15 protein-coding genes are annotated in these 15,642 nt (G+C 56.6%); all 15 read left to right on the top strand.

The genetic code is table 11. The features are described 5' to 3' along the window. Window positions 1-98: 98 nt before the first annotated feature. The 15 genes from serC (at window position 99) to PSH97_RS20165 (ending at window position 15,381) form a co-directional block, all read left to right on the top strand. On the top strand, window positions 99-1,184 hold the full coding sequence (serC, locus tag PSH97_RS20235; RefSeq protein WP_305446431.1) for a 3-phosphoserine/phosphohydroxythreonine transaminase: 1,086 nt from the start codon (window positions 99-101) through the stop codon (window positions 1,182-1,184). Beyond that, window positions 1,184-2,278 carry a prephenate dehydratase gene (gene pheA, locus PSH97_RS20230; RefSeq protein WP_033055815.1) on the top strand — a complete coding sequence of 365 codons (1,095 nt, stop codon included), beginning with the start codon at window positions 1,184-1,186 and terminating at the stop codon, window positions 2,276-2,278. The genes serC and pheA overlap by 1 nt, the downstream gene beginning before the upstream one ends. Window positions 2,279-2,290: 12 nt before the next feature. Next, window positions 2,291-3,403, top strand: coding sequence for a histidinol-phosphate transaminase (gene hisC, locus PSH97_RS20225; RefSeq protein ID WP_305446430.1), 1,113 nt, complete (start codon window positions 2,291-2,293; stop codon window positions 3,401-3,403). A 28-nt stretch (window positions 3,404-3,431) separates the two neighbouring features. Continuing rightward, window positions 3,432-5,639 carry a bifunctional prephenate dehydrogenase/3-phosphoshikimate 1-carboxyvinyltransferase gene (locus PSH97_RS20220; protein WP_305449839.1) on the top strand — a complete coding sequence of 736 codons (2,208 nt, stop codon included), beginning with the start codon at window positions 3,432-3,434 and terminating at the stop codon, window positions 5,637-5,639. Then, window positions 5,636-6,325 carry a (d)CMP kinase gene (cmk, locus tag PSH97_RS20215; protein WP_253550473.1) on the top strand — a complete coding sequence of 230 codons (690 nt, stop codon included), beginning with the start codon at window positions 5,636-5,638 and terminating at the stop codon, window positions 6,323-6,325. Before PSH97_RS20220 ends, cmk begins: the two co-directional genes overlap by 4 nt. A gap of 120 nt (window positions 6,326-6,445) precedes the next feature. After that, complete coding sequence (gene rpsA / locus PSH97_RS20210; RefSeq protein WP_033055812.1) at window positions 6,446-8,137, top strand: 30S ribosomal protein S1; 1,692 nt, start codon at window positions 6,446-6,448, stop codon at window positions 8,135-8,137. Window positions 8,138-8,353: 216 nt separating this feature from the next. Next, the gene (locus tag PSH97_RS20205) at window positions 8,354-8,632 is read left to right on the top strand and encodes a hypothetical protein (RefSeq protein ID WP_237886278.1); all 279 of its coding nucleotides are present in this window, start codon (window positions 8,354-8,356) and stop codon (window positions 8,630-8,632) included. Window positions 8,633-8,782: 150 nt separating this feature from the next. After that, the gene (gene ihfB / locus PSH97_RS20200; RefSeq protein WP_007899751.1) at window positions 8,783-9,079 is read left to right on the top strand and encodes an integration host factor subunit beta; all 297 of its coding nucleotides are present in this window, start codon (window positions 8,783-8,785) and stop codon (window positions 9,077-9,079) included. 27 nt (window positions 9,080-9,106) lie between these two features. Continuing rightward, window positions 9,107-9,346, top strand: coding sequence for a LapA family protein (locus PSH97_RS20195; RefSeq protein WP_305446429.1), 240 nt, complete (start codon window positions 9,107-9,109; stop codon window positions 9,344-9,346). 227 nt (window positions 9,347-9,573) lie between these two features. After that, window positions 9,574-10,650: a dTDP-glucose 4,6-dehydratase gene (gene rfbB / locus PSH97_RS20190; RefSeq protein ID WP_052964114.1), complete on the top strand. Its 1,077-nt coding sequence runs from the start codon at window positions 9,574-9,576 to the stop codon at window positions 10,648-10,650. After that, the gene (gene rfbD, locus PSH97_RS20185; RefSeq protein WP_305446428.1) at window positions 10,647-11,540 is read left to right on the top strand and encodes a dTDP-4-dehydrorhamnose reductase; all 894 of its coding nucleotides are present in this window, start codon (window positions 10,647-10,649) and stop codon (window positions 11,538-11,540) included. Before rfbB ends, rfbD begins: the two co-directional genes overlap by 4 nt. Continuing rightward, the gene (gene rfbA, locus PSH97_RS20180) at window positions 11,537-12,427 is read left to right on the top strand and encodes a glucose-1-phosphate thymidylyltransferase RfbA (protein WP_305446427.1); all 891 of its coding nucleotides are present in this window, start codon (window positions 11,537-11,539) and stop codon (window positions 12,425-12,427) included. The genes rfbD and rfbA overlap by 4 nt, the downstream gene beginning before the upstream one ends. Window positions 12,428-12,482: 55 nt before the next feature. Continuing rightward, complete coding sequence (locus PSH97_RS20175) at window positions 12,483-13,406, top strand: glycosyltransferase (protein WP_305446426.1); 924 nt, start codon at window positions 12,483-12,485, stop codon at window positions 13,404-13,406. Beyond that, window positions 13,403-14,365, top strand: coding sequence for a UDP-glucose 4-epimerase family protein (locus tag PSH97_RS20170; RefSeq protein WP_305449838.1), 963 nt, complete (start codon window positions 13,403-13,405; stop codon window positions 14,363-14,365). The genes PSH97_RS20175 and PSH97_RS20170 overlap by 4 nt, the downstream gene beginning before the upstream one ends. Beyond that, window positions 14,362-15,381 carry an MraY family glycosyltransferase gene (locus PSH97_RS20165; RefSeq protein ID WP_123357739.1) on the top strand — a complete coding sequence of 340 codons (1,020 nt, stop codon included), beginning with the start codon at window positions 14,362-14,364 and terminating at the stop codon, window positions 15,379-15,381. Before PSH97_RS20170 ends, PSH97_RS20165 begins: the two co-directional genes overlap by 4 nt. Window positions 15,382-15,642: the final 261 nt, after the last annotated feature.

Genomic DNA, 15,642 nt, shown 5'->3' with positions numbered 1-15,642 from the left:
CGCAGAGCGTCATTGGATGCATTCCCACGCAGAGTGTGGGAACGATCATCCGCAGACCGAAAGATTTAAGTGACCACCAGATCAGAGCGAGATTGGATGTGAGCAAGAGAGCCTATAACTTCTGTGCCGGTCCTGCGGCGCTTCCCGAAGCTGTCCTGAAGCGCGCCCAGGGTGAACTCCTTGATTGGCACGGCAAGGGCTTGTCGGTCATGGAAATGAGCCATCGCAGCGATGAGTTCGTGTCCATTGCCACCAAGGCCGAGCAGGATCTGCGTGATCTGCTGAATATCCCCTCGAACTATAAAGTGCTGTTTCTGCAAGGTGGCGCGAGCCAGCAATTTGCTCAGATTCCTCTGAACCTGTTGCCGGAAAGCGGCACCGCCGACTATATCGACACCGGTATCTGGTCGCAGAAAGCTATCGAAGAGGCCTCGCGCTACGGCCACGTCAACGTTGCCGCCACCGCCAAGCCTTACGACTATTTCGCTATCCCCGGTCAGAACGAATGGAGCCTGTCCAAAGACGCGGCCTACGTTCACTACGCACCGAACGAAACCATTGGCGGCCTGGAATTCCAATGGATCCCGGAAACCGGTGATGTGCCGCTGGTTGCCGATATGTCCTCGGACATTCTCTCCCGTCCGGTGGATGTATCGCGCTTCGGCATGATCTACGCCGGGGCCCAGAAAAACATCGGCCCGAGCGGCGTCGTCGTGAGCATCATTCGCGAAGACCTGTTGGGTCACGCCCGCTCCATTTGCCCGACCATGCTCAACTACAAGGTCGCGGCCGATAACGGCTCGATGTACAACACCCCGCCAACCCTGGCCTGGTACTTGTCCGGCCTGGTGTTCGAGTGGCTGAAAGAGCAGGGTGGTGTCGAAGCCATCGGCAAGCTCAATGAAGTGAAGCAGCGCACGCTGTATGACTTCATCGACGCCAGCGGCTTGTACAGCAACCCGATCAACAAGTCGGACCGCTCGTGGATGAACGTGCCGTTCCGTCTGGCCGACGATCGTCTCGACAAGCCGTTCCTGGTCGGTGCCGACGAACGTGGCCTGCTGAACCTCAAGGGCCACCGTTCCGTGGGCGGCATGCGTGCCTCCATCTATAACGCCGTCGATATCGTTGCGGTCAACGCACTGGTTTCGTACATGGCAGAGTTCGAGAAGGAACACGGCTAATGTCTGAGCAAGAACTCAAGGCACTGCGCCTGCGCATTGATGCTCTGGACGAAAAAGTCCTGGAGCTGATCAGTGAGCGCGCACGTTGCGCCCAGGAAGTTGCGCGAGTAAAGATGGCCTCGCTGGCCGAAGGCGAAGTGCCGGTGTTCTATCGTCCTGAGCGTGAAGCTCAGGTGCTCAAGCGCGTAATGGAGCGTAACAAGGGGCCGCTGGGCAACGAAGAGATGGCGCGGCTGTTCCGCGAAATCATGTCCTCGTGCCTGGCCCTCGAGCAGCCGCTGAAAGTGGCGTACCTCGGCCCTGAAGGCACCTTCACTCAGGCTGCGGCCATGAAGCACTTCGGTCACGCAGTGATCAGCAAGCCAATGGCGGCGATCGACGAAGTGTTCCGTGAAGTGGCAGCCGGTGCGGTGAACTTTGGCGTGGTCCCGGTGGAAAACTCCACCGAGGGCGCGGTCAACCACACCCTCGACAGCTTCCTCGAACACGACATGGTGATCTGTGGCGAAGTCGAGTTGCGTATTCATCATCACCTGTTGGTGGGTGAAAACACCAAGACCGACAGCATCAGCCGCATCTATTCCCACGCCCAGTCCCTGGCTCAGTGCCGCAAGTGGCTGGACGCCCATTACCCGAATGTCGAGCGCGTGGCGGTTTCGAGCAACGCCGAAGCGGCCAAGCGGGTCAAGGGTGAGTGGAACTCGGCGGCGATTGCCGGCGACATGGCCGCCGGTCTGTACGGGTTGACTCGTCTGGCCGAAAAAATCGAGGATCGTCCGGACAACTCCACGCGATTCCTGATGATCGGCAGCCAGGAAGTACCGCCGACCGGCGACGACAAGACCTCGATCATCGTCTCCATGAGCAACAAACCCGGCGCGCTCCACGAGCTGCTGGTGCCGTTCCATGACAACGGCATCGACCTGACACGCATCGAGACCCGTCCGTCGCGCAGCGGTAAATGGACCTACGTGTTCTTCATCGACTTCGTCGGCCACCATCGCGATCCGCTGATCAAAGGTGTGCTGGAAAAGATCAGTCAGGAAGCAGTAGCACTCAAAGTGCTGGGTTCCTACCCGAAAGCAGTTCTCTAAGGGCGGTAGCAAATGAGTGGCAACTTCCTCGCTCTGGCACAGCCGGGCGTGCAACAACTTTCGCCTTACGTTCCGGGCAAGCCCGTGGACGAACTGGCCCGTGAGCTGAATCTCGATCCGGCCAATATCGTCAAGCTGGCGAGCAACGAAAACCCGTTGGGCGCCAGTCCGAAGGCGCTGGCAGCGATTCGTGAAGCGCTGGCCGAGCTGACCCGCTATCCGGACGGCAACGGTTTTGCGCTCAAGACCCTGTTGGCCGATCAGTGCCGCGTCGAGCTGAACCAGGTGACGCTGGGCAACGGCTCCAACGACATTCTGGAGCTGGTGGCGCGCGCCTATCTGGCGCCGGGCCTGAACGCGGTGTTCAGCGCCCATGCGTTTGCGGTCTATCCGATCGTGACCCAGGCCGTTGGCGCCCAGGCAAAAGTGATCCCGGCCAAAGACTGGGGTCATGATCTGTCGGCCATGCTGGCCGCGATCGATGCCGATACCCGTGTGGTGTTCATTGCCAACCCGAACAACCCGACCGGGACCTGGTTCGACGCCCAAGCGCTGGATGACTTCCTGCAGGACGTACCGGCCCATGTGCTGGTGGTGCTGGACGAGGCCTACATCGAATACGCCGAAGGCAGCGACTTGCCCGATGGCCTGGACTATTTGGCGGCCTATCCGAACCTGCTGGTCTCGCGCACCTTCTCCAAGGCCTATGGTCTGGCGTCGCTGCGGGTTGGTTACGGCTTGTCCTCGGCCATTGTTGCCGATGTGCTGAATCGCGTGCGTCAGCCATTCAACGTCAACAGCCTCGCACTGGCCGCCGCTTGTGCGGCTTTGCAAGACGTCGAGTACCTGGCCGAAAGCCGTCGCCTGAACGAATCCGGCATGCAGCAGCTGCAAGCGGGTTTCCGTGAGCTGGGCCTGAGCTGGATTCCATCCAAAGGCAACTTCATCTGTGTCGACCTGGGGCGCGTTGCGGCTCCAGTGTTCGAGGGGTTGCTGCGCGAAGGCGTGATCGTGCGTCCGGTGGCCAACTACGGCATGCCGAACCATCTGCGTATCACCATCGGTTTGCCGGCGGAAAACAGCCGCTTCCTCGAGGCGCTGGCCAAGGTTATGGCTCGTGGTTGATGTCACTGCACTGCAATCTGCTCAACCTATGATCGGTCGCCTGGTGGTGGTCGGCCTGGGGTTGATCGGCGGTTCGTTTGCCAAAGGCTTGCGTGAAAGCGGTCTGTGCCGCGAAGTGGTCGGGGTCGATCTCGACCCACAGTCGCGCAAGCTGGCGGTCGAGTTGGGCGTGGTGGATCGCTGCGAAGAAGACCTGGCGGCAGCTTGCCAGGGCGCTGACGTGATTCAGCTGGCGGTGCCGATCCTGGCCATGGAGAAATTGCTCGCGCTGTTGGCGGGCATGGACCTGGGGCAAGCGATTCTGACCGACGTCGGCAGTGCCAAGGGCAATGTGGTGCGCGCGGCGACCGAGGCGTTTGGCGGCATGCCGGCGCGTTTCGTGCCGGGGCATCCGATTGCCGGTTCCGAGCAGAGCGGGGTGGAAGCCTCCAATGCTGAACTGTTCCGTCGCCATAAAGTCATTCTGACGCCGCTGGATCAGACCGACCCGGCCGCGCTGGCGGTGGTCGACCGGTTGTGGCGCGAATTGGGCGCTGATGTCGAGCACATGCAGGTCGAGCGTCACGACGAAGTGTTGGCGGCGACCAGCCATTTGCCGCACTTGCTGGCGTTCGGTTTGGTCGATTCGTTGGCCAAACGCAATGAAAATCTTGAGATCTTCCGTTACGCTGCGGGCGGTTTCCGCGATTTCACAAGAATCGCCGGTAGCGACCCGGTCATGTGGCACGACATCTTCCTCGCCAACCGCGAAGCTGTCCTGCGCACACTCGATACATTTCGCAGCGACCTCGACGCCTTGCGCGACGCGGTCGATGCAGGGGATGGGCACCAATTGTTGGGCGTGTTCACTCGCGCCCGGGTTGCCCGCGAGCATTTCAGTAAAATCCTGGCCCGCCGGGCCTATGTGGACGCTATGAATTCCAACGATCTGATTTTCCTGGCACAACCTGGTGGCCGCCTGACTGGGCGGATTCGTGTACCGGGCGACAAATCGATTTCCCACCGTTCGATCATGCTCGGCTCCCTGGCTGAAGGCGTCACCGAAGTGGAAGGTTTCCTCGAGGGCGAAGACGCCTTGGCGACCCTGCAAGCTTTCCGCGACATGGGTGTCGTCATCGAAGGTCCGCACCACGGTCGCGTGACCATCCACGGCGTCGGTCTGCATGGCCTGAAGCCTGCGCCGGGCCCGATCTATCTGGGCAACTCCGGTACCTCGATGCGTCTGCTGTCTGGCCTTTTGGCTGCGCAGAGCTTCGATAGCACCCTGACCGGCGACGCTTCTCTGTCCAAGCGTCCGATGAATCGCGTGGCCAATCCGCTGCGTGAAATGGGTGCCGTGATCGAGACGGCTCCTGAAGGTCGTCCACCGATGACCATTCGCGGTGGCAACAAGCTCAAGGGCCTGACTTACACCATGCCGATGGCCAGCGCCCAGGTTAAATCCTGCCTGTTGCTGGCGGGTCTGTATGCCGAAGGCAAAACCACCGTCACCGAGCCGGCACCGACTCGTGATCACACCGAACGTATGCTGCGTGGCTTCGGCTATCCGGTGACCGTCAACGGCGCCACCGCATCGGTCGAGTCCGGCCACAAATTGACCGCGACCCACATCGAAGTGCCGGGCGATATCTCGTCGTCGGCGTTCTTCCTGGTGGCCGCGTCGATTGCCGAAGGTTCGGAGCTGGTGCTTGAGCACGTCGGCATCAACCCGACCCGTACCGGCGTGATCGACATCCTGCGCCTGATGGGCGCTGACATTACACTGGAAAACCAGCGTGAAGTCGGCGGCGAACCGGTAGCGGATCTGCGCGTACGGGCAGCTAAACTCAAAGGTATCGAGATCCCTGAGGCGCTGGTTCCACTGGCTATCGACGAGTTCCCGGTGCTGTTCGTGGCCGCTGCCTGTGCCGAAGGGCGCACCGTGCTGCGGGGCGCCGAAGAGCTGCGGGTGAAGGAGTCGGACCGGATCCAGGTCATGGCGGATGGTTTGTTGGCGCTGGGCGTCAAGTGCGAACCAACCCCGGACGGCATCATCATCGACGGCGGCCAGATCGGCGGCGGCGAAGTGCACGGTCACGGCGATCACCGGATTGCCATGGCTTTCAGCGTGGCTTCGCTGCGCGCCACTTCACCGATCCGCATCCATGATTGCGCCAACGTCGCGACCTCGTTCCCGAACTTCCTCGCGCTGTGCGCGCAGGTCGGTATCCGTGTTGCACAAGAGGCTCAGTCGTGAAAATCATCGCGCCGGTCATCACCATCGATGGGCCAAGCGGCTCTGGCAAGGGCACGGTCGCCGGGATGCTGGCCAAGCGCCTGGGCTGGAACTTGCTGGATTCCGGTGCGCTGTATCGATTGCTGGCGTTCGCGGCGTATAACCATGGCGTCGATCTGACGAATGAGGAATTGCTCAAAAAGCTTGCCGCTCATCTGGATGTGCAATTCATCGCCGCGACCGACGGTCAGCTGCAGCGCATCATTCTGGAAGGCGACGAAGTCAGCGATATCATTCGTACCGAGAGCATCGGCTCGGGCGCCTCGCAGGTCGCTGCGTTGCCCGCCGTTCGTGAGGCGCTGCTACAGCGCCAGCGAGCCTTTCAGGAACCACCGGGTCTGGTGGCCGATGGCCGCGACATGGGCACGGTGGTATTTCCCGACGCGCCGTTGAAGATTTTCCTCACTGCCAGTGCCGAGGAGCGTGCGCGCCGACGTTACTTGCAGTTGAAGGGCAAAGTCGATGGTGTTAGTCTGTCGAGTCTGCTAGATGAGATACGTGCGCGCGATGAGCGTGACACCCAGCGAGCGGTAGCCCCGCTCAAACCGGCGGCTGACGCCATCCAGCTGGATTCCACGGAATTATCCATCGATCAGGTGCTGGAACGCATCATGAGTGAAATCGCCATTCGCGATATCGCCGGGTGACCAAGAAACGACCCAGGGGACCAGTCATAGTCCTGTGCCGTTTCTTTAAATGAACGTAACCCACATCGTCTGGGATGTGGAGATGGGCGTATCCTTCGCCCTTATTCAACAGGAATTAAAATGAGCGAAAGCTTTGCGGAACTCTTTGAAGAAAGCCTAAAAACCCTGAACCTTCAGGCAGGCTCCATCATCACCGGTGTTATCGTTGATATCGATTACCAGGCTCGCTGGGTAACCGTTCACGCTGGCCTGAAGTCTGAAGCACTCATCCCGCTTGAGCAGTTCTACAACGATGCTGGCGAACTGACTATCAACGTCGGTGACGAAGTTCACGTTGCTCTGGACTCGGTTGAAGACGGCTTTGGTGAAACCAAGCTGTCCCGTGAAAAAGCCAAGCGCGCTGAATGCTGGATTGTTCTGGAAGCAGCCTTCGCAGCCGAAGAAGTGGTCAAGGGCGTTATCAACGGTAAGGTTAAAGGCGGCTTCACTGTCGACGTTAACGGCATCCGTGCGTTCCTGCCAGGTTCTCTGGTTGACGTCCGTCCAGTGCGCGACACCACGCACCTGGAAGGCAAAGAGCTGGAATTCAAGGTCATCAAACTCGACCAGAAACGCAACAACGTTGTCGTTTCCCGTCGCAGCGTCCTCGAAGCCGAGAACTCCGCCGAGCGTGAAGCTCTGCTGGAATCCCTGCAGGAAGGCCAACAAGTCAAAGGTATCGTCAAGAACCTCACCGATTACGGCGCATTCGTCGATCTGGGTGGCGTCGATGGCCTGCTGCACATTACCGACATGGCTTGGAAGCGTATCAAGCATCCTTCCGAAATCGTCAACGTTGGCGACGAGATCGATGTCAAGGTTCTGAAGTACGATCGCGAACGCAATCGTGTTTCCCTGGGCCTCAAGCAACTGGGCGAAGATCCATGGGTTGCTATCAAAGCCCGTTACCCAGAAAGCACTCGCGTTACCGCTCGTGTAACCAACCTGACCGACTACGGCTGCTTCGCTGAGCTGGAAGAGGGCGTTGAAGGTCTGGTGCACGTTTCCGAAATGGACTGGACCAACAAGAACATCCACCCTTCGAAAGTCGTACAAGTCGGCGACGAAGTGGAAGTTATGGTTCTGGACATCGACGAAGAGCGTCGTCGTATCTCCCTCGGCATCAAGCAGTGCAAATCTAACCCATGGGAAGATTTCTCTGGCCAGTTCAACAAGGGCGATAAAATCTCCGGCACCATCAAGTCGATCACCGATTTCGGTATCTTCATTGGTCTGGACGGCGGCATCGACGGTCTGGTTCACCTGTCCGACATCTCCTGGAACGAAGTGGGCGAAGAAGCCGTTCGCCGCTTCAAGAAGGGCGACGAGCTGGACACCGTTATCCTGTCGGTTGACCCAGAGCGCGAGCGCATCTCCCTGGGTATCAAGCAACTGGAAAGCGATCCGTTCTCCGAGTACGTTCAAGAGAACGACAAAGGCGCCATCGTTAAAGGCATCGTGAAAGAAGTTGACGCTAAAGGCGCCATCATCACTCTGGCCGACGATATCGAAGCGACTCTGAAAGCCTCCGAAATCAGCCGTGACCGCGTTGAAGACGCGCGCAACGTTCTGAAAGAAGGCCAGGAAGTAGAAGCCAAGATCATCAGCGTTGATCGCAAGAGCCGCGTAATCCAGCTCTCCATCAAGTCGAAAGATGATGCTGAAGAGAAAGAAGCAATCCAGAGCTTGAAAGACAAGCCTGCTGCTGACATCGCTGCTGGTCCTACCACTCTGGGCGACCTGTTGCGTGCACAAATGGAAAAACAGAACTAAGTTCTGTCAGACCATAAAAAAGGGCGACTTCGGTCGCCCTTTTTTGTGCCTGCGATTTGGTGAATCCCAAGCGTGCTGACGCCGCATTATTTCTTTCGTGAAACCAATGATCTACATGAGCTGTCTGTAACTTCATACAGGTCAATCGTCTATTCAAGGCTAGGCTTAGTCTGAAGTGAACGACCGCTGGGCAATGCGCCTGGCATAAGGAAGCGAATGAACAAGCTCATTGTCGTGATAGCAGTACTGACATTGGCAGGTTGTACCACTAGCGCCAAGACTCATGCGGTACGCGGAGTCAGTGGCATAGAGATCGATTGTTCCGGGTTAGGTTCTGGATGGGAGAGGTGCCACAAGCGAGCTGCCAGGGAATGCAAGGGCGCAGGCTATAAAGTCGTCGTAAGGTCCGATGACGCGAAGGAGGAAGATGAATTCCCTTTTGGCTTCAATCCCGCGGGTTATCTGACGCGCACCATGCTGGTTATCTGTAGATGAATGCCGGGTTAGAGCTATGTTCCGATGTTCTGAAATCGGGTGCCTCATTGCAGGGAAAGATATGTCAAAACTCGGGCTGTTCAAATTTCTCCGGGCATGCTAAAACCTTTAAAGCGCTTTTCCTAGCTGCTTGAAAAAGAAGGGAAAAATATGACGAAGTCGGAGTTGATCGAACGAATTGTCACCCATCAAGGGCTGCTCTCATCCAAGGATGTGGAGCTGGCCATCAAGACCATGCTTGAGCAAATGTCCCAATGTCTGGCCACCGGTGATCGAATCGAAATCCGTGGGTTTGGCAGCTTCTCCCTGCACTATCGCGCGCCGCGCGTAGGCCGCAATCCGAAAACCGGTCAGTCCGTCAGCCTCGACGGCAAGTTCGTTCCGCATTTCAAGCCAGGCAAAGAACTGCGTGATCGCGTGAACGAGGAAGAGGAGGAGGGCCTTTGACAGCTGCTGCATCTCAAGGAACCGCTGATGCGTAACCTCAAACGCGTACTTCTCGCTGTATTTGTCCTATTGCTCGTTCTGGCGATCCTGGCGTTCGTTCTGGAGAACCAGCAAAGTGTGTCGCTGCTATTCTTGGGCTGGGCGGGCCCACAGTTGCCAGTGTCGCTGATCATGGTGATCGTGCTGCTGATCGGCATGGTGATCGGGCCGATTCTCGGGTGGTTTCTGGGGCGTACGTCCAGAGGTTCACGCAAGCGCCTTGTCTGATTGCGACAAAGCCCGTTGTGCCTGTCGAATTTGTGTCACAGCTTGTCCATATCCATTAGTAAAACCTTCATTAAGCTGTAAAATGCTGCGCTTGATCGATAAGGCATTCCCGAATCGGTTCAGACTGACTCTGTCAGAAGCCTCAGCTGACTTGATGGCTTTTGCATTCATGGATTAGACAGTGCGCGGTTGGTGGCCCTGTCAGCAACTAAAGGGTAGGGTTTCGCGTGAAAATTCTAGTAACCGGCGGCGCCGGGTTTATCGGCTCGGCAGTCATTCGTCATATCATCTCCAACACTAACGACTCTGTCGTTAACGTCGATAAACTGACTTATGCCGGTAATCTTGAGTCGCTGGCCGAAGTCAGCCAGAACTCGCGTTACGTGTTCGAACGCGTCGACATCTGCGACCGTGACCAAGTGGACCGTGTCCTGCGTGAACACCAACCGGATGCGATCATGCACTTGGCCGCAGAGTCCCACGTTGACCGCTCGATCTCCGGTCCGTCTGAATTCATCCAGACCAACATCATCGGCACATACACCTTGCTCGAAGCAGCACGCCATTATTGGGCGGCACTGGATGACGCGCGTAAAGCCAACTTCCGTTTCCACCATATTTCCACCGACGAAGTCTATGGAGACCTCGAAGGTCCGGAAGACCTCTTCACCGAAACCACGCCGTACCAGCCAAGCTCGCCGTACTCGGCCAGCAAGGCCAGTTCCGATCACCTGGTTCGCGCCTGGAGCCGTACCTACGGCCTGCCGACTCTGGTGACCAACTGCTCGAACAACTACGGTCCGTGCCATTTCCCTGAGAAGTTGATCCCGCTGATCATTCTTAATGCACTGGAAGGCAAGCCGCTGCCGGTCTACGGCAAAGGCAATCAGGTCCGTGACTGGCTCTATGTCGAAGACCACGCCCGCGCGCTCTACAAAGTCGTGACCGAAGGCGTAATCGGCGAGACCTACAACATCGGCGGCCATAACGAGAAGCAAAACATCGAAGTGGTGCATACACTTTGCGCACTGCTCGACGAACTGCGTCCAGACTCCGCTCATCGTCCGCATGCCAGCCTGATCACCTACGTTCAGGATCGCCCGGGCCACGACCAGCGCTATGCGATCGACGCCAGCAAGATTCAGCGTGAGCTGGGTTGGACGCCGGAAGAAACTTTTGAAACCGGTATCCGCAAGACCGTCGAGTGGTACCTCAACAACACTGAGTGGGTAGCTCACGTGAAGAGCGGCAGCTACCAGCAATGGATCGACCAGAACTACACGGATCGTTCGGACAAAGCATGAAAATCCTCCTGCTGGGAAAAAACGGCCAGGTGGGCTGGGAGCTGCAACGTTCCCTTGCTCCGCTTGGAGATTTGATCGCCCTGGATCGTCACCCGGTCGATGGTTTGAGCGGTGACCTGTCTGATCTCGACGCACTGCGTGCGACGATCCGTCAGGTCAAGCCTGACGTCATCGTCAACGCTGCGGCCTACACCGCTGTCGATAAAGCTGAATCTGAGACAGAGCTGGCCGACCGCGTAAACGGTCAGGCGAGTCAGGTTATGGCTGAAGAGGCTGCATCCCAGGGTGCCTGGCTGATTCACTACTCCACCGACTATGTGTTCAGTGGTGAAGGCCTGAAGCCATGGCAAGAGACAGATGCCGTCGCTCCGGTGAATCACTACGGCGCCAGCAAACTGGCCGGCGAGCAAGCAATTACCGCCTCGGGCTGCAAGCACCTGATCTTCCGCACCAGCTGGGTCTATGGCGCGCGCGGCAACAACTTTGCCAAGACCATGCTGCGTCTGGCCAAGGACCGCGACACCCTGAGCGTCATCGCCGACCAGATCGGCGCCCCCACCGGCGCAGATTTGATCGCCGACGTGACGGCTTTGGCCATTCAGCAAGTCTTGCAGCGTCCTGAATTGGCGGGCCTGTATCACCTGGCGGCCGCCGGCGAAGTGTCCTGGCACGGCTATGCCAGCCATGTGATCGGTTTTGCCAAAGCCAACGGCGAAGAACTCGCCGTCACGGTGATCAATCCGATAGACACAACTGCCTACCCAACACCGGCGCGTCGTCCTCTGAACTCACGGCTGAACACTCAGAAGCTGCGCGACAATTTTTCTCTACACTTGCCGGATTGGCAAAGTGGTGTCACCCGAATGCTTACGGAAGTTCTGAATAAATGACTACGACAAATCGTAAAGGCATCATCCTCGCTGGCGGCTCGGGTACTCGACTGCACCCATTGACCCTCGGCGTGTCCAAGCAGATGCTGCCGATCTACGACAAGCCAATGATCTTCTATCCGCTGTCGGTGCTGATGCTCGCCGGCATGCGCGAAATCCTGATTATCTCCACCCCTGAAGACCTGCCGAACTTCCGCAAATTGTTGGGCGATGGCAGCCTGTACGGCATCAAGCTGACCTACGCCGAGCAGCCTAGCCCGGACGGCCTGGCACAAGCCTTCATCATCGGCGAAGAATTCATCGGTAAAGACCCTTGCTGCCTGATCCTCGGCGACAACATCTTCTACGGTCAGCACTTCTCGGAAAACCTGCGTTCCGCCAGCACTCAAGAGCACGGCGCGACTGTATTTGGTTACCACGTATCCGATCCAGAGCGTTTCGGTGTCGTCGAGTTCGACGCTGCCGGCCGTGCCTTGAGCATCGAAGAAAAGCCGCTGAAGCCAAAATCCAGCTATGCCGTGACTGGCCTGTACTTCTACGACAACCAGGTCGTGGAAATCGCCAAGAGCATCAAGCCATCCCCACGTGGCGAGCTGGAAATCACTGACGTTAACCGTGCGTACCTCGAGCAGAAGACCCTCAACGTCGAAATGCTCGGTCGTGGTTTTGCCTGGCTGGACACTGGTACCCATGATTCGCTGCTGGAAGCCAGTCACTTCGTGCACACCATCGAGCAGCGCCAAGGCCTGAAGGTGGCGTGCCTAGAAGAGATTGCTTACCACAATGGCTGGATTACTGCCGAGCAGTTGGGTACTCAGGCTGATGCTTTGAAGAAGACTGGCTACGGTCAGTATCTGCAAAAGCTCCTGGACTCGCCTTCCCACTGATTCGAAGGCTCAATCCTTCGAACAGTAGCATTCAACCGGTCCAGGCAGGAATGGCATGCCAGTAAAACATCCCAAGGTTGCGGTTTTGCTGGCCGCCTACAATGGCATGCAGTGGATCGAGGAGCAGTTGGCCTCGATCCTCGACCAGTCAGCTATCGACGTAACCGTTTATATCAGTATCGATCCTTCTACGGATGGAACTGAAGTCTGGTGTGCTGAGTTCGCTAATTGCCATCAAAGCATTGTTCTGTTGCCGGCAGCCGGTAGTTTCGGTGGCGCCTCGCGCAACTTCTTCAGGCTTATCCGCGATGTCGACTTTGACGGGTACGACCTCATCGCTTTCTCCGATCAGGATGACGTTTGGCATACTGACAAGCTCAAGCGGGCGAGTGAGGTGATTTGCGCGCGAGAGGTGGATGGCTATTCGAGCAATGTCACTGCGTTCTGGCAGAATGGCAAGACCCACTTGTTGGACAAGGCGCAGCCACAGGTAACCTGGGATTATCTTTTCGAAGCGGCGGGGCCCGGCTGCACCTATGTTCTGAACAAAAAACTGGCAATGCAACTCAAGGCCTCGGTGCTTGCCCATTGGCAAGAACTTCAGGGGGTCAGTCTACATGATTGGTACTTCTATGCATTCGCTCGCAGCCAGGGTTTCAAGTGGTTTACCGATCCGGTACCGGCTATGCAGTATCGTCAGCACGAAAGTAACCAGGTAGGCGCGAATATTGGGATTGGTTCGCTATTCATGCGTTACAAAACCATTTATGACGGTTGGTGGTTTTCGCAGGTACAACTCATCACGGCGCTTGTAGGCAAGGAAACAGATCCTTTTGTTCGGCGCTGGTTTCGGCTTGGGCGTATACAATTGATGCTGCTTTCGTTCAGTGCCTGGAAGTGTCGGCGGCGGTTGCGGGACAAGCTGTTTTTCTTTCTGATTTGCTGGGCTACCGCAATGATCGGAAAAAAAACCAAATGAAAGGACCGAAAGTTCTAGTGACTGGTGCGTCCGGCTTTGTCGGCGAAGCCGTGGTTTTGAGGCTGTTATTGGACAGGAAGCTCAAGCCAGTGGCTGCGGTTCGCGGCTCTTCACGGCTTGTCGGACTTTGCCAAGTCGTGCCATTCAGTCTGGGAAATAACACAAGGCTGCCAGTACTGGACGATGTTCAGGTAGTCATTCACTGTGCCGCGCGGGTGCATGTGATGAATGAGTCTGCGACTGACGCCTTGATGGAGTTTCGTAAGATCAACGTGGATGGCACAGTTAGTCTCGCTCGCAAGGCTGCTGAATCAGGTGTGAAGCGCTTCATTTACATCAGCTCGATCAAGGTGAACGGCGAGAGTACCGTTCCGGGCAACCCCTTCAAATTCGATGATCCTCCGGCACCGATCGATCCTTATGGTATCTCCAAGCTGGAAGCAGAGGACGCACTGCGTCAAATCAGCCTTGATACCGGCATGGAAGTGGTGATTATTCGTCCGCCACTGGTTTATGGTCCGGGAGTAAGGGCTAACTTTTTAAGTATGATGAGTTGGCTGAATAAAAGAGTTCCGCTGCCATTAGGTGCCATAAATAATCGAAGAAGTTTTGTTGCGGTAGATAATCTTGTGGATCTGGTTATCAAGTGTGTCGATCACCCTGAAGCGGCGAATAATACGTTCCTGGTAAGTGATGGTGAAGACCTGTCAACAACGCAGCTATTGCAATGCATTGGCAGGGCATTCGGAAAGCCGGCGCTGTTGATTCCAGTCCCCGTCTGGATGTTGAAGGGTGTTTTGTCGGTGCTCGGAAAAAAGGTGATAGCCCAACGCTTATTCGATTCTCTTGAGGTCGATATCGTCAGAACTCAAACCCTCTTGAGTTGGTCTCCTCCCGTCGTGATGACCAGAGCATTACGTCAGACGGCTGATCACTATCTGGATACTCTAAAAAAATGAATTTCTGTTGGCTGCTCAGTGCAGTATTCATCGTGTCGCTATTTTTGACTTATGTCTTACGGCGTTATGCGTTGGCAAATAGCCTGATCGATATTCCAAATCTACGTAGCTCCCACACTCTGCCTACTCCGCGAGGCGGCGGAGTGGCGATAGTCGTTTCATTTCTGCTCGCATTACCTGTGTTGTATTACCTCGACTTAATAGACCTGTCGGTGTTTGCAGGGCTATTGGGGGCGGGAGCGTTGGTTGCCGCTTTAGGTTTTGCTGATGATCATGGTCACATCGCTGCGCGATGGCGTCTGTTAGGGCATTTCGTTGCCGCGGGTTGGGCATTGTTCTGGTTGGGTGGTGGGCCGCAGATCTCTTTTTTTGGTGTGCTGCTCAACTTAAACTGGTTCGCAACCATTCTGTTCGCAGTCTTTCTGGTCTGGATGCTCAATCTCTACAACTTTATGGATGGTATCGATGGACTGGCCAGTGTTGAGGCCATTTCTGTTTGCTTGTCAGGGTGTCTGGTCTATTGGCTGAGTGGACATCAGGAACTGAGCTGGGTGGTTTGGGTGCTGGCAAGCTCTGTTGCGGGTTTTCTCTGCTGGAACTTTCCCCCTGCGCGAATTTTCATGGGAGATGCCGGCAGCGGTTTTCTCGGGCTGACGGTGGGCTTGCTGGCCATTATTGCCGCCACTAAAGTACCCGAGTTGCTTTGGTGCTGGCTGATACTCTTGGGGGTGTTCATTGTCGATGCCACCTGGACGCTGATGCGACGCCTACTGCGTGGCGAAAAAATTTATGAAGCCCATCGCAGCCACGCTTATCAATATGCATCTCGACAATACGGAAATCATAAAACGGTTGTTTATGCTGTCCTGGCAATAAATCTGTTATGGCTCGCGCCGCTGGCGGTTGCTGTCGGAACCGGTTTGATTCCAGGTGTTGCCGCGCTGATCATTGCATACACTCCGCTGCTCCTGATCGCATACAAATACCAAGCCGGAATGTTGGAGCCGGCAAAGTAATGTCTGCTTTTTTGCAGGTCGATTTTTCTAGGACTTTTCTTACGACCTTTTCAGAATTCTCACATATTTCGCCCATTGAAAGTCCGTATCCTAACGGAACAGATCTCCCTGGTGAGGAGGGCTTATGAGTTGGAGTCATGAGCGGGGGGAGCTTGTCCAATGTAGGCTTACCCTGTGGATAAGGTTCCGGTTTTTCGGGCTACAGTGATAGGGTGTCCCGCTCAGTTGTGCAGGGAAGAGGGATAACGGTCGAGTGTCAAG

It is taken from the genome of Pseudomonas cucumis (assembly GCF_030687935.1).
Taxonomy (GTDB): Bacteria; Pseudomonadota; Gammaproteobacteria; order Pseudomonadales; family Pseudomonadaceae; genus Aquipseudomonas; species Aquipseudomonas cucumis.
The sequence above is the reverse complement of the archived record's forward strand: the minus strand, read 5'-3'. Positions and strand labels throughout refer to the sequence as shown.